The sequence below is a fragment of the Cellulophaga baltica genome (genome assembly GCF_900102165.1).
GTDB lineage: Bacteria > Bacteroidota > Bacteroidia > Flavobacteriales > Flavobacteriaceae > Cellulophaga > Cellulophaga baltica.
In genome coordinates this window covers 57,527-83,533 of the sequence record NZ_FNBD01000014.1, presented here as the reverse complement: position 1 = coordinate 83,533, position 26,007 = coordinate 57,527, and the positions used below count along the sequence as shown (strand labels likewise).

The 26,007-nt window shown below is 34.2% G+C and carries 26 protein-coding genes, 1 tRNA gene and 1 pseudogene; 10 read left to right on the top strand and 18 right to left on the bottom strand.

Features of this window, described 5'->3' with window-relative positions; all coding sequences use genetic code 11:
- The 4 genes and pseudogenes from BLQ19_RS18490 to BLQ19_RS18475 form a co-directional block, all read right to left on the bottom strand.
- Positions 1-458, bottom strand: a 458-nt coding sequence (locus BLQ19_RS18490; protein ID WP_074539318.1) for a DMP19 family protein, incomplete at its 3' end; no start/stop codon positions are given.
- A 204-nt stretch (positions 459-662) separates the two neighbouring features.
- Positions 663-1,091, bottom strand: a complete 429-nt coding sequence (locus tag BLQ19_RS18485; protein ID WP_074539317.1) for a hypothetical protein — start codon at positions 1,089-1,091, stop codon at positions 663-665.
- A 535-nt stretch (positions 1,092-1,626) separates the two neighbouring features.
- Positions 1,627-1,821 carry a hypothetical protein gene (locus BLQ19_RS18480; RefSeq protein ID WP_024480231.1) on the bottom strand — a complete coding sequence of 65 codons (195 nt, stop codon included), beginning with the start codon at positions 1,819-1,821 and terminating at the stop codon, positions 1,627-1,629.
- A gap of 137 nt (positions 1,822-1,958) precedes the next feature.
- Positions 1,959-2,355, bottom strand: a pseudogene (locus BLQ19_RS18475) (helix-turn-helix domain-containing protein).
- Between the two features lie 254 nt (positions 2,356-2,609).
- Between BLQ19_RS18475 and BLQ19_RS18470 the strand changes: the two are divergent.
- Positions 2,610-2,957, top strand: coding sequence for a hypothetical protein (locus tag BLQ19_RS18470; protein ID WP_139150288.1), 348 nt, complete (start codon positions 2,610-2,612; stop codon positions 2,955-2,957).
- Positions 2,958-2,980: 23 nt separating this feature from the next.
- Here BLQ19_RS18470 and BLQ19_RS18465 read toward each other — a convergent pair whose 3' ends face one another.
- From BLQ19_RS18465 to BLQ19_RS18420, 11 genes are all read right to left on the bottom strand, one after another.
- Positions 2,981-3,436 (bottom strand): DUF6730 family protein, encoded by a 456-nt coding sequence (locus BLQ19_RS18465; RefSeq protein WP_074539315.1) that lies wholly within the window; start codon positions 3,434-3,436, stop codon positions 2,981-2,983.
- A gap of 2 nt (positions 3,437-3,438) precedes the next feature.
- Positions 3,439-4,302, bottom strand: coding sequence for a relaxase/mobilization nuclease domain-containing protein (locus BLQ19_RS18460; RefSeq protein ID WP_074539314.1), 864 nt, complete (start codon positions 4,300-4,302; stop codon positions 3,439-3,441).
- On the bottom strand, positions 4,299-4,604 hold the full coding sequence (gene mbpA, locus BLQ19_RS18455; RefSeq protein ID WP_074539313.1) for a mobilization protein MbpA: 306 nt from the start codon (positions 4,602-4,604) through the stop codon (positions 4,299-4,301). The genes BLQ19_RS18460 and mbpA overlap by 4 nt, the downstream gene beginning before the upstream one ends.
- Positions 4,605-4,640: 36 nt before the next feature.
- Positions 4,641-5,480: a DUF8464 domain-containing protein gene (locus BLQ19_RS18450; RefSeq protein ID WP_254788429.1), complete on the bottom strand. Its 840-nt coding sequence runs from the start codon at positions 5,478-5,480 to the stop codon at positions 4,641-4,643.
- Between the two features lie 76 nt (positions 5,481-5,556).
- A complete protein-coding gene (locus BLQ19_RS21085; RefSeq protein ID WP_139150287.1) occupies positions 5,557-5,745 on the bottom strand; it encodes a hypothetical protein in 189 nt (62 codons plus the stop codon).
- A 57-nt stretch (positions 5,746-5,802) separates the two neighbouring features.
- On the bottom strand, positions 5,803-6,999 hold the full coding sequence (locus BLQ19_RS18445) for a primase-helicase family protein (RefSeq protein WP_074539311.1): 1,197 nt from the start codon (positions 6,997-6,999) through the stop codon (positions 5,803-5,805).
- Positions 6,996-7,295 (bottom strand): helix-turn-helix transcriptional regulator, encoded by a 300-nt coding sequence (locus BLQ19_RS18440; protein ID WP_074539310.1) that lies wholly within the window; start codon positions 7,293-7,295, stop codon positions 6,996-6,998. The genes BLQ19_RS18445 and BLQ19_RS18440 overlap by 4 nt, the downstream gene beginning before the upstream one ends.
- A gap of 158 nt (positions 7,296-7,453) precedes the next feature.
- Positions 7,454-8,134 (bottom strand): hypothetical protein, encoded by a 681-nt coding sequence (locus tag BLQ19_RS18435; protein WP_139150286.1) that lies wholly within the window; start codon positions 8,132-8,134, stop codon positions 7,454-7,456.
- Between the two features lie 135 nt (positions 8,135-8,269).
- Positions 8,270-8,343 (bottom strand) — tRNA-Arg (locus BLQ19_RS18430).
- Between the two features lie 160 nt (positions 8,344-8,503).
- Positions 8,504-9,340 (bottom strand): endonuclease/exonuclease/phosphatase family protein, encoded by an 837-nt coding sequence (locus BLQ19_RS18425; protein WP_437438136.1) that lies wholly within the window; start codon positions 9,338-9,340, stop codon positions 8,504-8,506.
- Between the two features lie 89 nt (positions 9,341-9,429).
- Positions 9,430-10,881: a sodium:solute symporter gene (locus tag BLQ19_RS18420; protein WP_029448730.1), complete on the bottom strand. Its 1,452-nt coding sequence runs from the start codon at positions 10,879-10,881 to the stop codon at positions 9,430-9,432.
- Positions 10,882-11,125: 244 nt separating this feature from the next.
- Here BLQ19_RS18420 and BLQ19_RS18415 point away from each other — a divergent pair, with 244 nt between their 5' ends.
- The 7 genes from BLQ19_RS18415 to BLQ19_RS18385 all read left to right on the top strand — a co-directional run bounded on the left by BLQ19_RS18415 (position 11,126) and on the right by BLQ19_RS18385 (position 17,729).
- Positions 11,126-11,527, top strand: a complete 402-nt coding sequence (locus tag BLQ19_RS18415; protein WP_074539307.1) for a response regulator — start codon at positions 11,126-11,128, stop codon at positions 11,525-11,527.
- 79 nt (positions 11,528-11,606) lie between these two features.
- The gene (locus BLQ19_RS18410; RefSeq protein WP_024480221.1) at positions 11,607-12,149 is read left to right on the top strand and encodes a heme NO-binding domain-containing protein; all 543 of its coding nucleotides are present in this window, start codon (positions 11,607-11,609) and stop codon (positions 12,147-12,149) included.
- The gene (locus tag BLQ19_RS18405; protein ID WP_074539306.1) at positions 12,142-14,493 is read left to right on the top strand and encodes a PAS domain-containing sensor histidine kinase; all 2,352 of its coding nucleotides are present in this window, start codon (positions 12,142-12,144) and stop codon (positions 14,491-14,493) included. The genes BLQ19_RS18410 and BLQ19_RS18405 overlap by 8 nt, the downstream gene beginning before the upstream one ends.
- Positions 14,494-14,498: 5 nt before the next feature.
- Entirely contained in the window at positions 14,499-15,629 is a 1,131-nt protein-coding gene (locus tag BLQ19_RS18400; RefSeq protein WP_024480219.1) for an FIST signal transduction protein, read from the top strand.
- Complete coding sequence (locus BLQ19_RS18395) at positions 15,629-16,690, top strand: sensor histidine kinase (RefSeq protein WP_074539305.1); 1,062 nt, start codon at positions 15,629-15,631, stop codon at positions 16,688-16,690. Before BLQ19_RS18400 ends, BLQ19_RS18395 begins: the two co-directional genes overlap by 1 nt.
- Before the next feature lies 1 nt (position 16,691).
- Entirely contained in the window at positions 16,692-17,012 is a 321-nt protein-coding gene (locus BLQ19_RS18390) for a hypothetical protein (RefSeq protein WP_024480217.1), read from the top strand.
- 3 nt (positions 17,013-17,015) lie between these two features.
- Positions 17,016-17,729 carry a LytR/AlgR family response regulator transcription factor gene (locus BLQ19_RS18385; protein ID WP_024480216.1) on the top strand — a complete coding sequence of 238 codons (714 nt, stop codon included), beginning with the start codon at positions 17,016-17,018 and terminating at the stop codon, positions 17,727-17,729.
- Positions 17,730-17,905: 176 nt separating this feature from the next.
- Here BLQ19_RS18385 and BLQ19_RS18380 read toward each other — a convergent pair whose 3' ends face one another.
- Positions 17,906-19,975: a tetratricopeptide repeat protein gene (locus BLQ19_RS18380; protein WP_074539304.1), complete on the bottom strand. Its 2,070-nt coding sequence runs from the start codon at positions 19,973-19,975 to the stop codon at positions 17,906-17,908.
- Between the two features lie 345 nt (positions 19,976-20,320).
- Here BLQ19_RS18380 and BLQ19_RS18375 point away from each other — a divergent pair, with 345 nt between their 5' ends.
- Positions 20,321-21,559, top strand: a complete 1,239-nt coding sequence (locus BLQ19_RS18375; protein ID WP_074539303.1) for an MATE family efflux transporter — start codon at positions 20,321-20,323, stop codon at positions 21,557-21,559.
- Between the two features lie 129 nt (positions 21,560-21,688).
- Positions 21,689-22,900 carry a glycosyltransferase gene (locus tag BLQ19_RS18370; RefSeq protein ID WP_074539302.1) on the top strand — a complete coding sequence of 404 codons (1,212 nt, stop codon included), beginning with the start codon at positions 21,689-21,691 and terminating at the stop codon, positions 22,898-22,900.
- A 345-nt stretch (positions 22,901-23,245) separates the two neighbouring features.
- On the opposite strand, the gene BLQ19_RS18365 is transcribed toward BLQ19_RS18370, so the two are convergent.
- Together BLQ19_RS18365 and BLQ19_RS18360 are read right to left on the bottom strand one after the other, a co-directional pair.
- Positions 23,246-24,784: a glycoside hydrolase family 2 TIM barrel-domain containing protein gene (locus BLQ19_RS18365; protein ID WP_074539301.1), complete on the bottom strand. Its 1,539-nt coding sequence runs from the start codon at positions 24,782-24,784 to the stop codon at positions 23,246-23,248.
- Positions 24,774-26,006, bottom strand: coding sequence for a hypothetical protein (locus tag BLQ19_RS18360; RefSeq protein ID WP_139150285.1), 1,233 nt, complete (start codon positions 26,004-26,006; stop codon positions 24,774-24,776). Before BLQ19_RS18360 ends, BLQ19_RS18365 begins: the two co-directional genes overlap by 11 nt.
- Position 26,007: the final 1 nt, after the last annotated feature.

Sequence of the window (26,007 nt, the reverse complement as noted above, 5' to 3'; positions counted from 1 at the left end):
GGGTAACTCGAAAATTCGCTGTCAAATTCCATCATTAATCTTTCCGAATTTTCGTCAGAACTTTCAAAAAACCAACTATCATTTTCTGGAAGTAATGCAATCGCTTGCTCTATAATTTCGGCAGATTTAGTCGCTCCAATTTCACTCAGTGATTTTATTACTTGTTTTTTCTGTTTAGGAAACCATTCTTGTAAAAAAGTTAAAATACTATCCGCTTGCCCAGCATTTTCCAAATGCATACACAAAAATAAATTCAGTTGTACTGAGTTTAGCGAATTTGGATTTTTTTCGTGTCTATTTACAAGAATTTCATATAACGCAATTGAAAAATCAGAATTGTCATCTAATAAAAATAAGCTTTCAATATCTTCATCTCGTACAATTTTATCCCTTTTCCGAATTTCAGCTTTCATTTTTTCCGTCATCCACGAAAGTCCACTAAAAGAGTCATTATCCATAATTTTAATTTATTTCCTGCGGTTTTTTTAGCTTACCTACAACGGTCTTGTATATGGCTCGTAGCGCGCAAAATAGAAAATTATTTTCGGATTAAGCACGAGCCGAATTTATTAATTTTTCTTATTATCTTTTCTCAATAAGCCAAATTAAAAAATTTGGCGGACTAGCAAATATACCTTAACTTCGATTAAGCAACTGACTAGCTATGAGCTATATACGTTGTTAGCAAATGGCGTTTTTTCAGGTGGCAAATTCAGTTCCGCTAATATTTTATTCAATTCAGTCAGCGAATCTTTGTCAATTAATCCCGTATTGATTTTCAATTCCTTTTGTTCCGTTTTCAGCGTGTAATCTCCTGCAAATTTTTTTATCCAATTTATTTCATTCAGATTTATTTTTTTCCTGAATCCATAAAGTCCATTTTTTCGTATCGTTCCGTTTTCTATAGTCAGATATTGATTTGTCAAATCGAACAAATAATGTCCAACGTATAAAATTCCAATTACTAAATACCCATAATCAGACCAACGATTATTTTCGGCTTCCCAGACATTAAATACTCCAAGTCCAATCCAAACTATTCCGAGTATTAAATTCGCAAGTAATCTTTTTTTCTTGAATTTTATTTTCATTTCTGCTGTTTGTTTTCGCTTTTTGCTAACTCCTTATATCCGTATATTATATACTATTTATGGGTTTATTACTCCGGATAAACCAAATAAATACGAAACAATTGTGGGGGAGGTACTTCTTTTATCTGTCTCTAAAATAGATGCTAAATTTTCTATTTTCCTAGGGTTTTCCATAAGATGTATATCAAATCTTTAACATTTCTATAAAGTGCTAAAATAATCCGTTGAAATACATATCTATATAAAAGCAAGTAGGTATTTGATGAGCTTTACCCTTTTCAAAACTTTATTTAATCTTTTAGTCCTAATTCAGGGATCATAATCCACAAATATCCTATTTTTTAGGGATTACAATTTTTAGTGTACTATTTTCATTTAGGTTCGAATCAAACCCAAATCTTACCAAAACTAATACTATGAAGTGCGAGGTAATCTTAACGAATTGAAGCAATCAAAGATTTGAGAAATGGAGTGAAATGAGGTAGTGAGAATTTTGTGCAGCTGAAAAAGAAAAGAATTTCCACTTATCAAATCTTTAGTCAATATAGGTATTAATAGAACAGTGCAATTGACAATCTTTAGCCAGCATTTTCCGAAACCCAATAGCAATTTCATGGCTTTCAAAAATTAGAGCTTCTGTAATACTATCACTTAATATGAGCTGCTTTAGTAGATACTCAACAACATATTTATTATCTGCTGTAAAAAGTACAAATTTGTTAGAATCCAATTAGTTCGGGTTATTTATTTGGCAACTATCAAATTTATTAAAATCAACTTAAAAAAGCATAAAAAAAGAAATCATATTTAATAATTTCCTTGTCAATAGTTTATTATGAATTGAGCAAATTATTTTGCTTTCATTAGCTATTCTAAATTTTTAATTTTATCCTGTTCTGATTTTAAAAGACGTTCGTTGAGTTTTTTGTTCTCTTCATGAGCCTCTAAAAGTTTATCTAGCGGATTGAAAGTGCAATGATGCTTGTTTAAAGGAACATGATTGACACTATTATCATTAAAGTTATTTATATTATTAAAAACAGATTCATCTGAAAAATTCTCTATGGCCTATTTAGTCACACCCAAAACTTTTGCAATTTTCTCTAATTTTTCTTCTTCAATCTTTTCAGATTGTTCAATTTTAGAAACAGCCTGCTGGCTAATGCCCAATTCTTCTGCTAGGGTTGCTTGTTTCATACCCTTTAGCTCTCTAATACGGCTTATTTTTCTGCCGATATGGTTTGGATTTTATTGCAGTCTCCATAATCCAAATATTTATTTTTAATTTTTTTTGCTGGAAAATTACAAATACTTCATTTTAAGATACAATTGGTCTTGGTTGGGTAATTCAATGTTACTCACGTACTTGGTATACATTTTTGCATAAACTTAAATTATTTGGTCTTTAAAAACTAAGGGTTTGAAAAAGCTCAGCAAAAAATATCAGGATATTGATTCCCGATATGCCACCAGGCAAAGAACCTATTCATTAAATATTCACAGTAATGTAAGAATGATTTGGGATATTCTAAAAGTGTCTCCAAAAGACCTGTTACAAGACTTTTGGCGACCCTTAGTTATTCCTATTATCAAGATGGCAAAATCTCTTTAGAACGCCTAGAGGCAGCAAAGAACTATTTTCTGAGCTGCCACTATGGAAAAGATAAATACGATGATAAAGCTGACGAACAAATGCTAGAAGAATTAAAAGCACAACAATCCCTACATTATCATTCCACTACTTTTAAAGGAAGTGATTTAGATTTATACTGGATGCACCAACGGATGTTTTCCAAACAATGTTTTAAAAAATGGTTCTATAAAAATCATAGAAAAGAAAATCAAAACATCTTAGATCAATATTAAAACCATCATTGCACTCTCAATCTTCAGGGAAGACTTTGTGCTGACTTCCAGTTCAAATAGGCTTTTTTTGAGGGTGCATCACTTTCAAGAAATTCATAAAAATGATTCCCCATTTCTTTTTGCCCCTTTTCGTATTCAAGTTGTTTCATTTCTGAAATGCTTTGGAGCTGATAGATGGTGTAACCCGTTACGATTAGTACAGCCATTAGCGATACGCATAGTAGCGCTAAAAACCATTTTGGATACCTATTGGAATCGGTAAGCTTATTCGAAATAGCGCCTAGTCTTAGGTTTTGATCTTTTACAATTTCATTTTGAAGCTGTATTACTCCATCCATATAGAATTTTAGTTCAGTGATATCGGGTTTGATTACCATAGTATGTATTTCCTTTGAAACCGTCTCTAGTTTATTTATTTGTAGTTTGAAGTCACTCAATTCTTCAATTAATAATTCTGATAATTCGTCAATTTTTGCCATGATTATGCGCCTATATCAATTCCTTTTAATATTACTTTCTTAACCGCTGATTTAGCGATACTTGCCACTAAATTTGCACTCATCTCAAGTCCTTTCCCTAGAATATTGACCGTGTTCACACTAGCCTTTTCCATGTACTTAGGAACATTAAGGGCCAATTCAGCCCCTATTTTTCCACCAGACATTGATCTATGTACTTCACTCCCTTTTAAATTGACTCCCCTGTATTCAAATCTAAACCCTTGTAGCTTATTCGCTTTATTGATGCTTGGAATAACCTTCACCTCTTTAATTTTCATTTTGGTGATGTACTCTTCAAAAGAACGAGGCTTTTCTAAACGGAGTACGGTATCATGGATCTTCTTTATTTCAGCTCGAATATGTTTTAGTCTTTGTGATTTTTCGTTCTGAACATCTTTAACTGTTTTCAAGCCCATAGCCCTGGCTATTTTTTCAGCATGCAAACTTGCTCGTTTCCCTATAAAATTATCCGCATAGGCTTTCCCATTAAAATCGATTCTGTTGACGTATAAATGAATATGGATATGTTCTTTGTCTTTGTGAACAAAAGCGATAGCTTGATGGTCTGTAAGCTTCATTTCTTTAATGAATTCTTTGGCTATTTCACCAAGCCATTTATCTGTCAATTTTTTACCATCTTCAATAGTAGGACTTAAAACAAAGCTGATGGTATTCTTCTCACACTTGGTATTCATTCGTTGTATAATTTTAAACTCATTAGAGATTTCCTTTGGATTTTCACCCACCAAATGTTGTTTTAAAACTACGGTTGCATCTTTTTCTTGATTCCATCCGTATTCCATAGCGACTGCAGTATGGGCTATAGCTTTTCCTTTTCCAATCATTGCTTAAAATTGTTTAAGTGTTCTTTGATTTCTTTCGCAAGTGCATACACCTCTTCAGTTAATTGAGGATTATGTTTGCGATACATGTTTCCAATCGCGGTAAAATTGTTACTAAACTTCATTAAAGTTTTATAACACTCCACCTGCTCTTGGTTTAGAATCTCAACAACCTTGATATCTAAAGCAGCTCGCAAACAAAATTCGCTTAACGATAAACCTGCTTTTTGGGCGCGTTTTTTAAGCAGCTTTTTTTCATAGATGCCACATCTAAACTGAATAACTGTCTTCTTAGTTTTTTTCATTTTCTTTTGCAACCATCGGGAGTAAAAGCAAGATTGTCATGACAATGACACATCTTGCGCTTTCTCCCCAATTCTCTTTTTAGCTCTGGATATGAGCCATTCATTAATATCCTTAACTTCTGAATATAGGACTGATTTATCCTTCCAATTTTTTGAATACTCCTTTAGTATTTCAGTAGTTCTTTTTCCATTTTTATCGGAATCCAAATAGAGTTCAACACAGGAATATTCATCCACTAATTTTATAGCCTTTGAAACAAATGCTGTGGAGTTCAAAACCAAAAAATCATATGCTTCTTGGAGGTTTTTATGGATTTCCATTAGGGAGAGTAGGTCAAACATTCCCTCCGTAATAATCAGTTTATCCTTGCCGTTTTTTATATGAGAAATATCTTTTGGAGAAATAGAACTCTTATAGTATTTGTTTCGCAGTTCCCACCCGTCTGAATCGTTTTTTAATCCAATGGCAAAGTATCGTCTCCCTTTATGCATATAATGAACCTCATGGCAAAGTTTGGATGCTGTAGCCAAAGTAATTTTTCGTTCGAATAAATACCTTATTAGACCAAAATGCTGAATCGGTTGTGCATATAAGACGCGCAACCTATCCTTTTTTTCCTTTTCTAGAGGTTGCTGCTGTTGAAAAGAAAAAGAGATTTGACCTTTTTCCAACCATTGAAGAGTTTCTTTTACAGAGGTCTTTTTGATCATACAGATTAAATCGATGATATTACCACCCATTCCTGCTCCATGGTCGTACCAACGATTAAGTTCCTTGGACACCTTGAAAGAGGCTTGGGTTTCTGACCTGATAGGACTTAGAAACCAAGCTTCTTTCTCCGTTGCTCTGGTCGGAAAGTGCCCGAGTTTTGCCAACGCCTTTTCGATGGGAAAAGCTCGAGCTCTTTCACACGATAAACCGTATGTTGTTTTTTTAGTCATATCTTATCATTTAGACATAATTTGTATCATCATTTATTTTTGATGACAAAATGATGACAAAACGATGACGGTCTAAACCCTTATATTTACTGGTCTTATCTCTATCTTTCATCGTTTCATCATAAAAAAGTATAATTAGTAGGGTGTTTTTCTTTTTCATCAGCCATCCTTTTTTAGAAATAGTTTGAAATCGTCTCAACCTCCCATGAATAGTGCGTTTTCAGCAACAACGTTTTGTCATCGTTTCATCGTTTTGCTACGCATCCCTAAAATGCTCCATTAGGAAATCCCTAGATATGGAATAGTACCTCCCCTTTGCATCGGTTAAGCCCATCCCACCTTCCTGCCAAATCATCAATTTCCTGTAGGCCATGGAATTCTCTTGATTCACCAATTTCCAATCCTTCTTAAATATTTGTCTCAATTGCGTAAGGTCTGATTTGATTCTGGTCCGATTCAATAGCTGAAGGGCATCAAGAGGGCATATATGTACCTCTTCTAGTGCAAAGGTTTCCATGGCGTTAAGGATCACACTCGCAAGCTCCTTTTCTACTCGGTTCCTATTGTTTTGCATTAAGTTCTCCAAAGCTTTAGTTCTAATTTCCTCTGATGAGAACCACATGCGGGTTTTATGGGGACTGGTAAGTTCACGCTGCTTTAAATGGTATAAGAATGCAGGTATCTCCGTTTCAAGGTATTCTAGAAACTGGGTTTCTTCATTTTTCAGGGAAGGAATCTTCAATACCCAAAAACGAGTTTCGTTAGAATCGATCTTTATAAAATTATCCTCATTATTGCTACACAGAATAAACTTTCCAAAGAACTCCACTTCTCTTTTGTCTTTTCCCTTGGCCTCCAGTTTATTGAAATTGGTTGTGCTTAGGTATTTGATACGTTCGGTCAGTTCCTCTTTATTGAACAATACCTCGTCAATGCAGATCAAAAGTTTGTTCGCCCAATCCGCATTGAACTGACTACTAAAACTATCATTTGTTAAATAGGTCAAATTGTTATCGAAGACCATTTTTAACCATTTCAGAAAAGTGGTTTTTCCCGTGGATCGTTCTTTGGATACCAAACATAAAATGGGCAATACCTGGATTGGCTTTACATACAAAAGCTGTAGATAATCCAAACCTAAGTTCAGTTGCTGCCCGAAAATATGCTTCAAAAGTTGCAACGTAAAGGGAAATTCTCCCTCCTTCGGTTTATGAAGCAAAGGAGCATAAGTATTATAAAAACCGTGGCACTCACGTTTAAAATGCAAATGACTTGGAAGACAAGTAAATCCATCATACTTAGTTATAGTTCCAATAAAACTTCTTCCATGATCATTGCGAATGGCCTCCAGTGTCCAAGGAACAATGATTTCGTTAAAATGCCCTGCAATAGTCGGGATATGTACCAATTTATAATAGGACGTACCCACGCGGATGTAAGGTGTGTCTTTCATAATCTTGGTTTTCTATTTTGCAATAGCTGCTCGTTGAACTGTTGTTCCAAAAATTCATCAGATAGATTGGGTTCTCCAATAAGCCATGCATCGATTTCCTCTTTATTAAAAAAGAGCTGTCGAATATGTTTATTTTTTCCTGTGGGAATCAATTTTAATTGGGAAAGTTTGTAAATCTTGCTTTTAGATAAACCTGTGTATTTTACTAGGTCATCAATATTGAATACTTTTTTAGTGTGGGAAAGCAGGCCTTTGATATCCTGAAGTAAATCCACAACATTCTCATGCTCATTCATAATCTTTATGTTTAAGAATTAATAATGAGTAAAAGGCCTTTTACATTGATTGTACAACACAAACATATGACGGCACATGCAGTAAAAACAATAGGGAAATGACGATTGCTTATGAATTGCTTTATTTTTTCCCTTAAAAAAGTGAAGTAAAGTAAATTTTATAGCGTCCCAAGCGCCTTCGAGATCTCTTTTCGGACTTCATCATAGCTACCCGCCTCTGTAGAAGAACACCATTTCGAATAACTAGAGGGCAATGTGCTAGGATTAATGTCCGAATTTTGGAAGGTAAACCGCTCCATAATAAGAACGTTCAAGGACTCTTTTAGTTTGGTTCCCGTTCTAAAAATACCACCCCGAACAATCAGATCTAGTAAGGTGAATAAGAAACGAATGTTTCCTGACTGCTTGTTCCTTGGAGTTTCTCTAATGACAATTTTTTGTTCTACTGGCAAACCATTGACTAGCCTAAGAAGATTCTGAAGATCTTCTTGATCAAAACCGAAGAAGTCTGCATCAATTCTCGATAGCGATAGGGACTCAAATGAAAAGCCTTGTGCATTGCTTTTTAATAACTCCTGTAATTTATACCAGGCAATAACCGCAACCAAGGACAAAATGAAAAGTAGAACAACAAATAGATAACTACCTATGATTTGAACTAAGGAGAATTTAGAACCCGAAATCAGGAAGAATACAGATAAGGGTACTATGGCGAAAAGTACAATTAAGAAGATGGAAATCGTATTGGTGCTTATAGACTCTTGATTTAAAAACAGAAGTTTAAGTTCCCTTCGGCTTTGGTACAACCAATTCGCTACTATGTCTCCTAATCGTTCCACCCTATCAAGATAGTAATAAATGAAATTAAAAGAAAAAGATAATTGGATTTGATCCGTTAATTTGTTGTACAGATGTTGTACTGGCGCAAAAAACAAAAGGCTTCCAATTTCTCGGAAGCCTTGTTTTTATTGATGTGATGGCACTAGGATTCGAACCTAGGACCGCCTGCTTAGAAGGCAGGTGCTCTATCCAGCTGAGCTATGCCACCTACACTGAAAGAATTAAATTTAATTCTTAGAGGCTGCAAATATACTGTTTTCAATAAATAATTTGCAATTAAATTTTAAGTAATTTTAAGAATGTTAATTTTAAGTTTGCAAAAACTTAATTATGAATGCGTTAGGGTTTAAAAAAATTCTGTTCTACCCTCATTTAATTTCAAATTCTATATACACCGGTAAATGATCTGAAGGGTACTTTAAGTCTTTAGAATCGCTCAACACCGCATATTTGTTAACTTTGATTGTAGTTGGAGCTATAAATATGTAGTCTATCCTTCTTTTTACAGCGGTGGTAAACTTAAACGCATTAAAGGTACCTTCCGGTCCAAAACTCAAGTGCGCCACTTCCTTAGCATCGCTTAACACGTTTTTCACTGCAGCTATAACTTCATCAGTGGGTTCTAGATTAAAATCTCCTGTTAAGACTACAGGATAGTCTTTTGTGTTTACCTCCTTTATTCTATTCAAAATTAATTGCACCCCTTTGGCTCTAGCTATAGCCCCTTTATGGTCTAAATGTGTATTAAATACCCAAAACTTTTGTTTTGTATCCTTGTTGGTGAACAATCCATAGGTACACACTCTATTACAAGCTGCATCCCAACCCATAGAAACTTCTGTGGGGGTTTCTGAAAGCCAAAAGGTATTTTCTTCTGCTACCGAAAATTCTAATGAATTGTAAAAAATAGCACTATACTCGCCTTTATCTCCCCCATCTCTTCCTACGCCTATAAAGGTGTAATTCTCTAATTGTGCCGCTAAATAAGCAGTCTGTTGTGGTGTGCCTTCTTGAATACCAAAAATATCAGGACTGTAAAATTTTAACTGATTTACAACAAAATCCTTTCGAAGGGGCCATGCATTTTCTCCGTCTGAGGCTACATCTAAACGGATATTGTAACTCATCACAGAGGTTGCCTGCCCCGCTACAGAAGTAATGGAGAGCCCAAACAATGTGCACGTAAAAAACAGCATTAATTTCATCATAAAACATATTTTATAAGTTGACAATAGTAGGGAATACCACTAAAATAAAGCTGTTCATCAGATTAAGAAAATGATATCTTTTATGTTTATTTCTTACGTAAGAGCAACAAACCTAAAATGGTTAAACCTGCATTTACGGCGATATTCACAAAACCAAAATCGAACTTAAATTTTGCAATTAACACTTCACTCAACGCGTAGGTTACAAAAGGTGCTAAAAGACAAACTACCGGAACCCATTTATCTATGAGCTGCACTTTGGTAAACATCCCCAATAGAAATAAACCTAATAAAGGTCCGTAGGTATACCCCGCAACTTTAAATATCAAAGAGATTACATCGCCTTTGCTATTCGCAAAAAGCATAATAATAGTAAAAACAATTACAGAGAAACCAAGTAGTACTTTGTTTTTTAAACTTTTACGCTGTGCGCTAGATTTTTCTGAAATATCTAAAAAATCATACGTAAATGATGTTGTTAATGCGGTTAGAGAAGAATCTACACTAGAAAAAGAGGCGGCTATAATTCCTAAAAGAAAGAATATAGCGGCAAAGACACCTAAATGATTTAAAGCTAAATTAGGAAATAAAGTATCGGTATGAATTAATTCTCCTTTATCATTTACCGGCAGTGAAATTCCGTTTTTCTCTGCATAGATGTATAATAAAACACCAAGACCCAAAAATAGAAACTGCGTTGCTGCCAATATTAGACTATAGGTAAGTGTGTTCTTCTGAGCATCCCATTGATTTTTGCAGGTCAGGGTTTTTTGCATCATATTCTGGTCTAAACCTATCATGGCTATGGCTACTAAAATTCCCGCTATGAACTGCTTGTAAAAATTATTTCCAGAAGCCCCGTCCCAATTAAAAATATCAAAATAGCTATGGTCTGCCACTGCAGTAATTGCCGTAGTAAAATTTAAATCTAATGAGGTAGTAATGGCATAAATAGAAATAACAGCTCCTAAAATTAAAAAGGTAGTTTGTAAAGTATCGGTCCAAACAATAGTTTTTATCCCTGACTTATTGGTGTACAACCACACCAGTAAAAGAATAATTATAACGGTAATAAAAAACGGCACATTCAGGGCATCAAAAAGAGCAAATTGTAGAATCTTAGAAGCCAATAACAAGCGGAGGGCTGCGCCAAAAGACTGTGAAATTAGAAAGAATAACGACCCGGTCTTATAGGAATTTATTCCAAAGCGCTCTTTTAAATACCCATAAATAGAAACCAATTTGAGTTTAAAATAAAGCGGAATTAATACAAAAGTGATAAATAGATAACCTACTACATTCCCTAATATAAATTGATAAAAATAGAAATTATTATTCCCCACCATACCAGGAAGTGATACGAAGGTGACACCAGAGAGCCCTGCTCCTACCATACCAAAGGCGACCAAAAACCAAGGCGATTGGCGGTCTCCCGTAAAGTAAGATTCATCACTCCCATTTTTAGAGGTAAAATGAGAGATCACCATTAAAATAATAAAGTAAATAGCAATTATGCCTAGAACGTAGTATGGATTCAATTTGATGCGGTTTTAAGAGGTTTAAATTAGCATTTTTTTAAAGAACTTTTACTATCTATTAGCAGATAATCAATGAATAGGGAGTTCTGTGAAAGTATCCGCATATCTATCAACAAGTTAAAGGAACCTCAATTATGTTTGTCTATATAGATTTACCATTCATCGACACTTAAAAGTTATTCACCTACGTAACGAATTTTAATTCTATTTAAAATGGAATATTTGCAGTCTAATTTATTAAGCTATGGACGTATTATTTATTGAAGACGACACAATTGAGACTATGAAACTACAAAGAACAGTTTCTAAACTACAATTAAAACATAATATCATTGAGGCAAAAAATGGTGAGCAAGCCTTAGATATTCTTAAATCTAGTACCAAATTACCAGATATTATTCTGTTAGATTTGAACATGCCTAGAATGAGTGGTATTGAATTTCTAGAAATTATAAAAGCAGATGCCAATTACAAATACTTACCTACAATTGTTTTAACAACTTCTGAAAACAGAGCAGATTTACTAGAATGTTATAGAATAGGTATTGCAGGATACGTGATTAAGCCTTTAAAATATGAGGATTACGAAACAAAATTAAAAACTGTTTTTGAATACTGGCAAACGAATGAACTGGTAAAGGCATAAGCTTTTAGCCTTTTCACAACATTTTTTTCATATTAGGTGCTAATTTTCCTACTTTTAAAGTTGAAATTAATATGTACATATGAAAGGTGTTGTCTTTACAGAGTTTTTAGAAATGGTAGAATTAAAGTTCGGCTTAGAAGTCGTTGATACTATAATCGAAAATTCTAATTTACCCTCAGAAGGTATCTATACGTCTGTAGGTACCTATAGCTTTAATGAAATGGTTAGCCTTATTACCAGTCTTAGTGACGAAGTAAAGGCCCCCATGGGCGATCTTATTTACGCCTTTGGTCTCTACCTCTTTAAGGGCTTAGGAAGCTCACACCCCGAAGTAATAGAAAACTACTCCAACCCTATAAGTCTTCTTTACGCTATTGAAGATCATATTCATGTACATGTCAAGAAATTGTACCCTGATGCAGAACTTCCTACATTCAAAATTTTAGATAAATCAGATAACTCCATATCTATGGTATACTCTTCTTCTAGAGGTTTATACCGCTTAGCCCATGGCTTAATTGAGAAAACTTTTGAACACTTTAATGGTACTGCCACAATCACTTACGAACTTTTAAAAGAGGATGGTACCGAAGTAAAATTTGATATTGTCCAGAATGGATAACAAAGAAATCACTTTATTAAAACGTGCACTTGACCGACAAGTAAAAGCTCGTAAACAAGCAGAAAGCATTTTAGAAGCCAAATCTAAAGAGCTCTATGATACGACGCGCCATTTACAGGAAGTTAACAGCCGTTTAGAGAATCTACTCTCTGAAAAATCATCAGAATTAAACGAAATTTTTGTAAATATTGTAGATCCTTATGTAGTTATGGATCTTATGGGCAACATTATAAAAATGAATGATGCCGCAAGAGAATTTCTTGGCTGTGGCCCTGATGAAGAAGTAGATTTGAGTTCTTACGTACACAAAGATTATATAGAATACACCTACAACTCTTTTAAATCATTAGTAGAAGTGGGTACCATAAAAAACTACAGACCAAAGTTAGTACTTAAAGATGGTACCATTAGAACCGTTGAAGTTAACGGAAGTATTATCTATGACGAAAATAGAGTGCCTGTTGGTGCGCAAGGCATCATACGCGATATTAGTCAGGAATCTGAAATTAAAGAGCTTTTAGGCAACCAAAGAAAACAATTAGACATTATCGTAGAAAATTCTCCCTTAGGAATTATATTAACGGATAATGAACATATTATAAAAGCAAACAACGCTATAGTAAACTTATTAGGCTACTCTATTGAAGAACTAAAAAAGCAATCGTTAGATGCTATTTCTAGCTCTGAACACACCACAGAGTCTCAAAAATTAATGCAAAAAATGGACGACGGGGAATTGGAAAATTTCTCTGTTGTTAGAACATTTATTAAGAAAAACGGGAAACAGCTTTTTACCAAAACCGCCGTAAGTGCTGTTAAAAATCAACAAGGAGAAATTGATTATAAAGTAATTATCCTTGAGGATATTACTAAAGAACTTGAGGCCGAAGAGCAACTAAAAGCCTCAGAAAATAGACTCTCGTCTTTAATTGCTAATCTACATACTGGAATTTTAGTAGAAGATGAAGATAGAAATGTAGTCCTTGCCAATAAAATGTTTTGTGCGCTATTTGAAATAGAAGCACCTCCCCACAGATTGGTAGGTATTAATTGTGAAAATGCCATGAGTGGTAATGAGCATTTATTTAAAAATCCTGATTTTGAAGTAAGCCGAATTAATAAAATTATACAAAAGAAAGACTTGGTGCTTTCTGATGAAGTTGAAATGGCAGACGGTAAAACGCTGCAACGAGATTTTATTCCTATTTTTAATAAAGGTGTTTACAATGGGCATTTATGGACCTATACGGATGTCACCATTTCTAAAAACTACAAGAGAAACTTAGAAGTACAAAAGGAAAAATACAGTAGTATTATTGCAAATATGAACCTTGGCTTACTGGAAGTAAACCTTGATGAAATTATACAAACTGTAAATCAGAGTTTTTGCAGCATGAGTGGTTACACAGAAAAAGAATTACTGGGTAACAAGGCTACTGATCTTATAAAAATTACAGATTCAGATACCTTGAACAGTAAATCTGAGAAGGGGCTTAAGGGTGAGTCTGATTCTTATGAAGTAGAAGTTTTACAGAAAGACGGTACTACAAGGCATTGGCTGATAAGTGGTGCTCCACGCTATAATGATTCTGGTAAAGTAATCGGCTCTTTAGGAATCCATTTAGATATTACCGCACAAAAGCAATTAGAATTACAAAAAGAAGCGCTTGTAAAAGAGTTAGAGAAGAGCAACGTAGGATTACAAGAATACGCGCATATTGTTTCGCATGATTTAAAATCGCCTTTACGAAGTATTAGTGCCTTATGTACTTGGTTAAATGAAGATTATCAAGATAAACTAGACGATAACGGAAAGTACAACTTATCAATGATGCAAGAAAAAGTAGAAGCTATGGATAGCCTTATTGACGGTATCTTAAAGTACTCTACTATTAACAGTGATAATATAGAAAACTCTTCTGTAGATGTAAATGAAGTAATTAAAGAAATTACAGATATTATTTATATCCCTGAACATGTAAAAGTAGTGGTAACAAGTACGCTACCTACTATTTATGCGGATAGGACCAAGGTACATCAACTTATACAAAACTTCCTAAGCAATGCTGTGGTGCATATTGAGCGAGAAAAAGGCTTAGTAGAAATTGGTTGCATTGAGACAAAGACGCATTGGCAATTTAGTGTAAAAGATAATGGTGTGGGAATTCCTAAGGAATACCATGAAAAAATATTTAAAATATTCCAATCTGTTGGAAACAAAGAAAGGTCTACAGGAATTGGTCTTTCTATTGTAAAGAAAATTATAGACTTGTACGAAGGTCAAGTGTGGCTTGAAAGTGAAATTGGGGAAGGAACAACATTTTTCTTCACCCTAAAAAAATAAAAAAAATGAAAACAATTCAAGCAATAAAGCATAAAGACCAAGCATGGAAATTTATGTCGGAAAAAACGACGTTTAAGAATCCGCTTGTGCTCGTTTTCGGGAATAGATTCTTATTAGAATCTCCCTCCCTATATGAAGAAATAAATACAATGTTCCCCGATGGAAATATTGTGTTTGGCTCTACATCTGGAGAAATATTAGGCGAAAATGTATTTGATGATAGTATCGTCATTACCGCCATAGAATTTGAAAATAGCACCTACGTCATCCATTCAGAAAACATTACTAATTTCAATTCTGACTCAGAGCAATTAGGCGCTAAACTATCGAGGAAATTTACAAAAGAAGGTTTAAAACATCTTTTTATCGTGTCTGAAGGCAGTCTAATAAATGGATCCGCACTTATAAAAGGTCTTGAACAACATACGGGAACCTCCACAATTACTGGCGGACTCTGTGGCGATGGGGCTCTATTTGAAAAAACGCTGGCCTCACACAATGAAAATCCTAAAAAAGGCGAAGTTATTGCCATAGGTTTATATGGCGCACAATTAGAGGTTACTTGTGCCAATTACGGCGGTTGGTCTGCTTTTGGTCCTGAACGAATTATTTCAAAATCTAAAGACAATGTTCTTTATGAATTGGACGGGCAACCAGCATTAGATCTATATAAAAAATATCTTGGAGATAAGGCCAATGAGTTACCGCAAGCGGCTTTATTATACCCCTTAAGCCTACGTGTAAAGGATAGTACTGAAGTGGTGGTACGAACCATTTTAAATATTGATGAGAAGGCCAATACCATGATTTTAGCAGGCGATGTTCCTGAAGGATCTACCGTACAGCTCATGATGTCTACGGTAGACGATATTGCAGAGGGTGCAGCCAAAGCAGGTATGTACGCCATGCGTTCTAGAACTAAAAAACCAGACCTTGCTTTATTGGTGAGTTGTATTGGAAGAAAATTAGTAATGAACCAAAGAACTGAAGAAGAAATAGAAGAAGTAATTGAAGCTATTGGCAAGCAAGCTGTAGTAGCAGGCTTTTACTCTTATGGCGAGTTATCTCCGTTTTCTAATCAATTAGGGTGTAAATTGCATAATCAAACAATGACCTTAACTCTGATTAGCGAATAATGCACTCACTTTTAAAAAGACAAATCCGAAAGCACTTACCTGAGAATTTGAAAGATTCTGAAGATCTTGCTGCATTTTTAGATGCCATTAATAATTCGTATAAAGATTATGACGATAAGGCCGAAATGGTGCAAAGGGCTATGAGTATTAGTTCTATAGAATTAACACAAGCTAATAAAGACTTACGAGCAGAATCTGAAAGTCAGCGTAAAATTTTAAATATATTAGAAAAAGCAATTCGTGTTTTAAATGATGCTGGAAACACAGAACCGGAAGAAAATTCTTCTATGGAATTTCTAGAGGTAGATGCTTTAGAATTAGCCGCTAAGATTGAAAAGCAAGCTAAGGATATTGTGAAAATGACCGCAGAGAAAAATACGATGATGAAGAATTTAGAGCGGCAGAATGCCTCTTTAAATGACTATGCACACATGGTATCGCATGATCTAAAGTCGCCCATAAGAAATATCAATGCATTGATGTGTTGGATTATAGAAGATGAGAAAGAAAAATTCACATCAAACAGTGTTAATAACTGTAACCTCGTCACTCAAAATTTGCAAAAAATGGATGCCTTAGTTGATGGCATATTAAGACATGCTGTTATAGACTCTTTGGAGGAGGAACAAATACAACTAAATTTAAACCATTTAATAGACGAAATAACAAAGACCATCTTTATTCCTGAACATATAAAAGTTAGAATCGCAGGGCAATTACCCACATTCCTGACCGAAAAATATAAGATAGAACAGCTATTTAAAAATTTAATTACTAATAGTATTACTGCTACGGAACAGGTAGAACATGGCGAAATTATTATTAAACACCTAGAAGATACTAATTTCTGGAAGTTTTCCGTTTCTGATAATGGAAAAGGGATTGCAAAGAAACATCAAGAAAGTATTTTTAATATGTTTAAAAAACTTGAGAATGATTCTAATGCCTCTGGAATTGGATTAGCATTAGTGAAAAAAGTAGTGAATATATATGAAGGAGATATCTGGTTAGAGTCTGAAGAAGGCAAAGGAACTACAATTTATTTCACCCTAAAAAAATAGTATGGAACAACAACCAAACCTTAACTATATTAAAGACTTATCAGGAGATGATAGCGCATTTGAAGAGAAATTTATAGCGGTCTTAAAAGAAGAAATTCCTTTGGAAAAAGAGGAATATATACGCTGTATTACTGCAGAAAATTATAAAGACACTGCTTCTATTGTACATAAGTTAAAACATAAGCTAAATATTCTTAGCTTAACGGAAGATTATAAGCTTGCGGTTATTTACGAAGAAGATTTAAAAAAAGGAGATTCCTCCCTCAACGATAAATTTTTAATTATCTTGAACAAAATTGATGTTTACATTAAAAACCTATAATTTATGAATTGTATTATAGTTGATGATGAAGGTGCAGCACGAATGATTGTAGAACAGTTGTGTTCTAAAATTCCAGAATTGGATGTTATAGACTCTTTCTCTAATGCTATGGATGCTATGAAATTTTTAAATCAGCAAGCTGTTGATGTAGTTTTCTTAGACATTCATATGCCAGGTTTCACCGGAATAGATTTTGTACAGACATTGAAAAACCCACCTAGAATTGTTTTAACCACTTCTGACACCAATTTTGCTATTGAAGCTTATGAGTATGAAGCTATCGTAGATTATTTGGTTAAACCAATTACGCAAGATCGTTTTGAAAAATCTATCGTAAAGATAAAAACGGCATTGGAAAAAAGCAAAGCTCCAGCACCTGTAACTACTAAAGCTGCTTCTAATGCAGAAGATGATATTTACATTAATATAGATAGACGCTTAATAAAACTTAAGTTAAACGAAATCTTAGTCGTTGAAGCAAAAGGTGATTATATAGAAGTAAAGACCACTACAAAAAATTACCGCGTACATAACACGCTAAAAAGTATTAAAGACAAGTTGCCTGAAAACATGTTTTTGCAAATTCACCGGTCATACATCATTAATTTTACGAAGATTATTGATATTGAAGATAATAGTGTATTAATTGAAAAAAGTGTGATCCCAATAAGCAGATCTAACCGTCCAGAATTAATGAGAAGATTAAACCTTCTTTAATTCTATTCAACTCGTTTATAACTGGTTTACATAAAAGCTTGATCAACAATAAAACCGTAATAGAACCAACCCTATAGTGCTATCAGATAGTATAGCAATAATTACCTCAACTACCAAAACTCCGCTAGAATAAATCAGCGGAGTTTTTTTATACGTTAGATTTCAGAGGGCCTTATTTATTCGTTGCTTTTCTTCAGCTTTTTAAAGTAGAAAGGCTCTTTCAAAAACAACCACTTAACTTTCAGTCCAATTTCTGTAAACTCAAAACCAGCGGCCGTAGCAGAGGCAATATTGCTATATTTCCCGTACACTTCGGCACTCCATCGGGTATTAAATTGATGCTTCACTCCCACTTCTGCTCTAAAAATAACCGTCTGTGCATCATCTTCTACTTTTTGTAGTCCTGAAGCCGCACTTATCATATAGGTTGTTTTCTCGGAGAAATTACCTCTCAAATCACCAAACAGTTCAAAGGCTTGATAGGTTTCTGGACTAAAATAAATGGTAGGTAATTGATCTTGAAATGTAATATACTGAAAATTCACCCCTACTTTAAAAGCAGGTTTTTTAAATACGTTATAATATAACGAGGTGAAAAGTAAATTTCTGATATTATCATCTGTTTGTCTTGTATGCATTAACTGCGTATACCAACCTAGTTTGAAATTCGTGCCCATATTATAATTTAAACCATAATGGTTCATTACAATTTCACGCTCAATTAATTCTGCATTAAAACTCTGCACTTCTCTCTTGTATCCTACATCTAAACTCTGAAGTCTAAATGGTTGGGTTTGCAGTTTAATGTCAAAAACAGGCTGCGTATAGGAGTCCTCTGTGAAATTAGAGGAATTGATTCCTAGAGAGGCTTTCAAATTTGTTTTAGGCATAAGTTTGTACTCAATTCCGGCCATTAAAACATGAGAGCTAGCTTCATGCATGGTTACAGAATTATCTGTAGTTCTGTATTGATAATTTAGCGTAGTAATTAACTTGGTATTAATAGGCACATGAAAATTAGTTGTACTCGAGAAGGCCTCATTATTTCCATTATCAAAAGTGTAAGCGATATGCTCTTCTACACTTGGTGTAAATTTTAAATTAAGTTTTTCTATAAAACCGAGCGCATCTTTCTGTTTATCAAATATTTTTAAAGTTTGAAATGCTGCATTGTACGCAGGTATGATTCTATCTGATGCAAATAGCGCATTGGCTTTTCCTAGATTACCATCAAAAGAAGTACTATCCCTAGATAATATCATATCATAGTTAGATAAACTCGTCTTAAAATCTGCCGTATACATGCCGCGGGTTGCTTTTAATGCCGCAATCCAATTCCTGTCAGGATACTGTTGTTCTAAAATTGCTATTTCTTCTTTAGCATCTTTATATTTATTATTCCATATTAATGCTTGTACATACCTATCATAGGTAGTTTCTTTTAAAGCTTCATCATCAATGCTAGCCACTTTCTCTTTTGCTTGACCTGCAATACGTAACGCTTCCTTATCATTTTCGCCAATATGTTCCGCTAATGCAATCCCGTTAAGAGCGGTAATAGAATCTTTCTCATTTGTTGCTAAGCGCGCATATATTGCTTTAGCATTAGCTGTTTCCTTTATGATAAGGTATATATTGGCTAGGTTTAATAAGGCATCTTTATCCTCGGGAAAATCAGTAAAAATTTCGTTTAAATAAGCAATTCCTTTTTTGTATTCTTGGTTATTCACAAAAGTATTGGCATAGCCAAGTTTAATAAATTTTCGGGACACCTTTGCACTTCCATTTTCTGGCTGAATGGCGATGGCTCTGTTTACCATCTCTAAAGCCTGAGGATATTCTTTAAGATTAGATAAGGTATTGGCATACCCAAGTACAGCTCCAAAATTATCTGGATTTTCTGCTACCAGTTTTTTGTACAGCGGTTTGGCCGCTACGAACTCACGATCCCAAAGAAAAGACTCGTTATAGTTGATCTGAATTTCAAAATCGCCAGGATATTCTTCTAATAATTCTTTAAAAATAGTGTTGGCCAGTTTGGGCTCACCACTAAGCCCCACTGCTCTACCATAACAAAGCTTGGCCGTTTTATTATCCGGGTTGCTTTCTAGATACGATTTGAAGAATGTTTCTGCTTCTTCAAACTTTCCGGTCTCTAATAATTGAAACCCTTGAGTAATAGTGTCTTCTTGCGCCCAAATTAGGTGCGCTGAAAATAGGTATATAAATAGGATGAACTTTCGCATGGATTAGTTTGTACGTTTTTTACTACATTTTAAATAACGGTATTTTATCGAAAATATTAGCATTCATTAGTATTATTTCTAGCTATGGTAAAGCTATGGTCTCCACAGTTGTTTTGGAAGTATGCATTTGTCTACTCATCTATTACAATAGGTCATTGACCGAAGCCTAGGCAAAAAAGAATGCTAATTGCAAGACATTTGGTAAAATAAATGAAGGATAATGATTTTATACTTTTTAAATAAAATACAAATTATAAGAATTATCTTACAATAATATAAAGTTTTAACGTTATAGATATGTACTATTAAAAGAAGTACAATAACCAAACCAATTAACCAATCAGCATGTTAACTATTAAACTTTTGCTTAAAAAAATTACGCCCGAACAATTGTTCATGGGTAGTGTTTTGTTAGTGAATGGTGGCAATTATATATACAACTTACTATTAGGACGTTTATTAGGCCCTGCTGCATTTGCAGAAGCTGCTTTATTAATTACTTTATTACTAGTACTCTCTTTTGTTGGAATGACATTTCAGTTGGCTACAGCCAAATTTGCAGTCCTTTTTTCGGGAGACCAATGGTCTAGTTTTAAAAACAGGAGTTACAAACATGCGACCATTTTTGGTATCATAGCCGGAATTTTAATTATCCTATTCTCTAAAAATTTACAAGAATTATTTCATACTAAAAGCCATTGGATGTTTATTCTCTTTGGTATTGGCGTGCCTTTGTATTTTTTTATGAGTGTCAATAGAGGAAATTATCAAGGAAATCAAGATTTTAAAAATCTATCTATCACCTACCAAACAGAAATGTGGACTAGGCTCTTAATTACGCTGGCCTTACTACTATTTGTGCCTTTGGAGTCTTCTTTTTTAGTGGCATTAGGAATTGGTATTTCCTTTATCTTCGGATTAATTCCTTCTGATTTAAAAGGATTGAGTTTTAGTTCTAAAACAAAATTATTACCTGAGAATGCCAAGCGCGTGACCAAATTTATGGTGCTTACTGCTTGTTATGAATTCACTCAGATTATCATAAACAATAGTGATATCCTTCTTGTGAAGCATTACTTTGATGCGCTTGATGCTGGCCTTTATGCCTCTTTAGCATTAATAGGCCGTGTAGTCTATTTTGTAGCGTGGATGTTTGTTATGTTATTGCTGCCTACCGTAGTACAAAAACAAAAAGATGGTGAACCTACTGCTCCTATTTTATTTAAATATGTAGGCTATATAGGATTACTATCCGCAGTAATCGTAACGGCTTGTTATCTTATGCCAGAGTTTATTATAACCGTAATGTTTGGTGATGCTTATATTTCTATGGCCGGTCTATTATGGCAGTACGCTTTAGCCACATCATTATTTGCCATAGGGAATATATTTGCTTACTATTTCTTGTCATTAGATCATTATGTGCCGGTTATTTTATCGGGCTTGCTGGGTATGTCACAAATAGCATTAGTCGTATTTTATCATGACACCTTAGAAGTCGTAGTGCACGTACAAATTATAGCTATGGCCTTATTGCTAGCAGTACAAATAATTTATTTTTTACTTAAAAAATCAAAACTATAATTATAAAACTATTTATCGACAGTGTCTTTTAATTCATCGATAGAAAAACGAAACTAGACGGAGTTTTAAAAGAATAAAGCCGATAAGAAACCATATTTGTAAAACACAAACCGAATAAAAAGTATAGCCATGAAACTAGCCATCGTAACCGCTTATCCTCCAAGTAAAGTAACCTTAACAGAATATGGTTATCATTTAGTAAAGCATTTTAGATTACAAGATCAAGTCACAGAACTTGTTCTAATTTGTGATAAAACAGAAGGAGAAAAAGATTTAGCTTTTACAGAAAACGGTTGTAAAATAACGGTAAAAGAATGCTGGAGTTTTAATAGTTACGGAAATATTTTCAGTGTCAACAAAGCATTAAATCAAACTAAACCAGATGCCGTACTATTTAACCTTCAATTTTTAAAATTTGGAGATAAAAAAATACCAGCAGCATTAGGTCTTCTTCTTCCTGCTATATGCAAATTTAAAGGTATACCTACCATTTCTTTATTGCATAATATTTTAGAGCAGGTAGATTTAGAAAGTGCAGGTTTTACTGAAAATAAAGTATTGCAAAAAATATATAATTTTATTGGTACTACGTTAACAAGATTTGTGTTAGCATCAGATGTAGTTGCCGTAACCATTAGCAAATACGTTACCATATTAGAGAAAAAATATAAGGCTAAGAATATAGCGCTAATTCCACACGGAGCCTTTGAGACTCCTCCTACTCCTACCTATGATTTACCTGCTGGTCCTAAACAAGTAATGGCATTTGGCAAATTTGGTACGTATAAAAAAGTAGAGGTTTTAATAGAAGCGGTAGAGCTTATAAGAAAAAGAACCCAAGAAGATATAGAAATAGTTATTGCCGGTACAGACAGTCCAAATACCCCTGGTTATTTAGACTCCATGAAGGAAAAATATAATACCGTACCACAAATAAGGTTTACTGGGTATGTTGCCGAAGAAGATGTAGAAAAAATATTTAAAGATAGTGCGGTGGTTGTATTCCCATATACGTCTACAACAGGAAGCTCAGGAGTTTTACACCAAGCTGGTAGTTATGGTAATGCAGTTGCTTTACCAGACTTAGGAGATTTAAGTATTCTCGTAAAAGAGGAAGGATATAGAGGAGAATTTTTTGATGCCGACAATACGGGATCATTAGCAGACGCCATTCAGAATATTATTACGAATGACACGTATAGAAGAAGCTTAGGGCATACAAATTACACCGCTGCTTGTTCTTTACCTATGTCTACTATTGCGGCCATGTATTTAGATCATTTTAATACCATTATAGAGAAAAAATCGCCAGTACCTAAATTTCAAGAGGAACAGGCTTAAAAATATATTCAATTGGTTATTGGTTATGTGTGAAAAGGAGAGGCAATTTAAATTAAATCTCCTTTTTTAAAAAACAATACACCTTTTAAGAATTTGGTTAGTGGTTATGTGTGTAAGGGAGAGAGATGTTGTGGTCTCCTCTCCCTTCTTTTTAAAATGCACAAGATTAATAACATTAAGAATTCACAACTTTGGTTAGTGGTTATGTGTGTAAGGGAGAGAGATGTTGTGGTCTACTCTCCCTTCTTTTTTTAAACACATAATAAATTCTAATAAAATATGGACTATACCTGAAGTAATGGTGATAGGTGTTAAAGAAAACTGCTATTACCTATCTATACTTCTTTATTTTTGTAGCGCAAAATGCTCATAAGCCGCTTTCTTCTTACCTCTTTTAGTTAAGAAACCAAAATGGTATTGCTTGCTTTTTCTCCAAGGTAATTTACCTACTACAGCTGTGGGCACTTCTGAAAAATCATATAAGGTCCAAGCTACAAATGGAATATTTTTCTTAAGTAATAGAGGCTGAATTTCTGCATAATACTCCGCTTGTCTTTTATCAGAACCTCTATAAAAATTCCAAATACCGCCATAGGATGATAAACCGTATTCTTGCAGCATTATTGGTTTGTTCAAAGCTTTCTTCTTTAGAATATCATAAGTCTTGTTAAAATCGGATAGTTCTCTATAGTAATGGTAGGACACAAAATCTACCTGATCTACCAATTCTACCGCAGCTTCCGGAGAAGACCAACCAATAGTAACGGGATGGTTTCTATCCCAGAGTTTAATATTCTCCATCATTTGTTCTAGCCAGCCAATAACCCGTTCACGACCTCTCGAGGCTAAATCTAAATCGGGTTCATTTTTTAAATCCCATGCTAACAGGGCTGGGTGGTCCTTTACCGCATGTACAATGGCCTCTGCATGTCTATTGGTCAAGGTCCAATTAGAGACATCATAATCCCCATAAAAGTCAAATAATGTAAGTATAACATCTAGCTTGTTTTCTTCCGCTAGATCTAGCACTTTTTTCAAGAGTGCTATTTTATCTTTTTTAACCGTACTCTTTCCAAAATCTTCATATTGTACAAAAATCCGAATCCCGTTTAATCCCATGTCATGAATAATCTTAAAATCATCATTAATAACCGTAGCATCAAATCGTTTTCCAAAAGTGTCCCACGGGGTATCTTTAGGATAATAGTTTATTCCTTTTAGATTCTCAATTTTTTTAAGTTCAGCATCAATATTACGTGCTGCTAAGGTTGTAGTGTCTCTACTATTTTCAATTTCTTTTAAATGGCGAATTCTCCAAAATCCATCTTCCAAGAGCATCATCACATGATAGCTTGTAGTATCTTTTTCTTTATACAGTAATTCTTCTCCAGTATAAATTTCTTGGTATTCAACAACATTGTGGTCCTTAAAAACAACCATAGTACCGTCTACACTGTAAAAATCTATAGCACCATTATGCTTTAGTGTGGTACGCTTGTACCAATTATTATTTTTTAAATTGAGGTCTATGTTATCATACAAACGTACCCGAGCACTGTCCGTATAAAAATCTTTAATCCCGTAGTAGTCATTCTTTTTAAAAGCGATATTGCGTACGTGCCATGCGTTTAAATAATCGTTCGTAATCTCCCCTAAAGTTTGTTCCTCTATGGGCCTTCCTGGATTATCTACATTAGACCAAGCAATTTCTGGCCGGTAAACCTCATCCATAGGAACTTCTAAATGTAACATGGAAGTACGGTCTGCCCCTGTATTAAGAAAAACCCATGCCGATCCAATACCAGAAATGATAAGTGCATTTACCGCAATAAATGATGCAATGATGACGGTTCTATACAGTGTTTTATTAAGTTTAAATGCCATTCATTTCTTTTTTAAATTCTTTAGTAATGCCTGCCGCCCTAATCACTAATTTGTAGGTGCCATTTTCTAAGTATTCTGGACTTAAATAAAAATTGCACACCCCTTTTTTGGTGGTGGTCTTTTTTGTTTCTATAAAATCTCCATGTTCCGAAAACACATCCATTTGTACCAAAATACCATCAGGCACTAATTGTTTCATGAAACTTTCCAATGGTCCTATATCTATATTTCTATTGCCTTTAGAAAAGTACACTTTATAATCTTCAATTGCGGTTCTAAATGTAACATCTATAGAATTGCTTTCAGATGCTCCCGTAATAAATGCTTGAATATTCCAATGCGCTGCTTGAGAAGGGTGTAAAGTTCTGCCTTCTACAATACCGTTTATCGTAGTACCTACAGTATATAGATAGGCATCTTTATCGTTCTTAATAATAAATGTCACCAAGGTACCGTCACTTACCGTATTTCCAAATTCATCTTTGATAATATCAGACCTTAATTTTAAAATTTGATTGCCATCTGCATAATCATGATCTTGAAAAGCTGTTATTTTAAAGCTCGTAGAGTTTGATGGAAAAACAATCGTGGTAAGTTCTTTAGAAGGGGTGGCATTACATGCTGCTGTGACTAATATTCTACCCGACTTATGGGTAGATCTCACATTGTACCATGCCATTAACTCTGTAGTGGCTACCTTATATTCATTAATAGATGCTAAGAATTGGGATTTAACCGTAACCTCAGTGCCTCTAGCTACAGGGTTATCAAAAACATCTGTAGGAGCAATAACTAACATAGAATAATCAATATCGCCTGCTGTAATACTTCTCGGTCCAAAATAGGTGGCCATATTGGTCCCTTTTTGCTCATTAGGATGAATCTCAATTTCTCCTTTTAGAAGGGTTTGGCCCTCATTGATTAATTTCCAACGACACAAACCAGATTTTCGTGAAAAATTTGTAGGAAAAGAAAAAACCATTTCACCATGTACCATTTCGGGTGCAACTAATAATGTTCCATAAGCATTTTTAATATGCAACTTAAAATTTTCTATTGGAGCCTCGGTTTTAAATGCCATTGTAATAGCATCCCCTGCAGTATATCTGTCCTTTTTTGTCAGTGCTATCGCATTTATTTGCGCACTTTTTTTAGGTTCTTCTTTTTTTGAAGAACATCCAAGCATAATAAAACAGAGTATGATATAAATTGTTTTATGCATA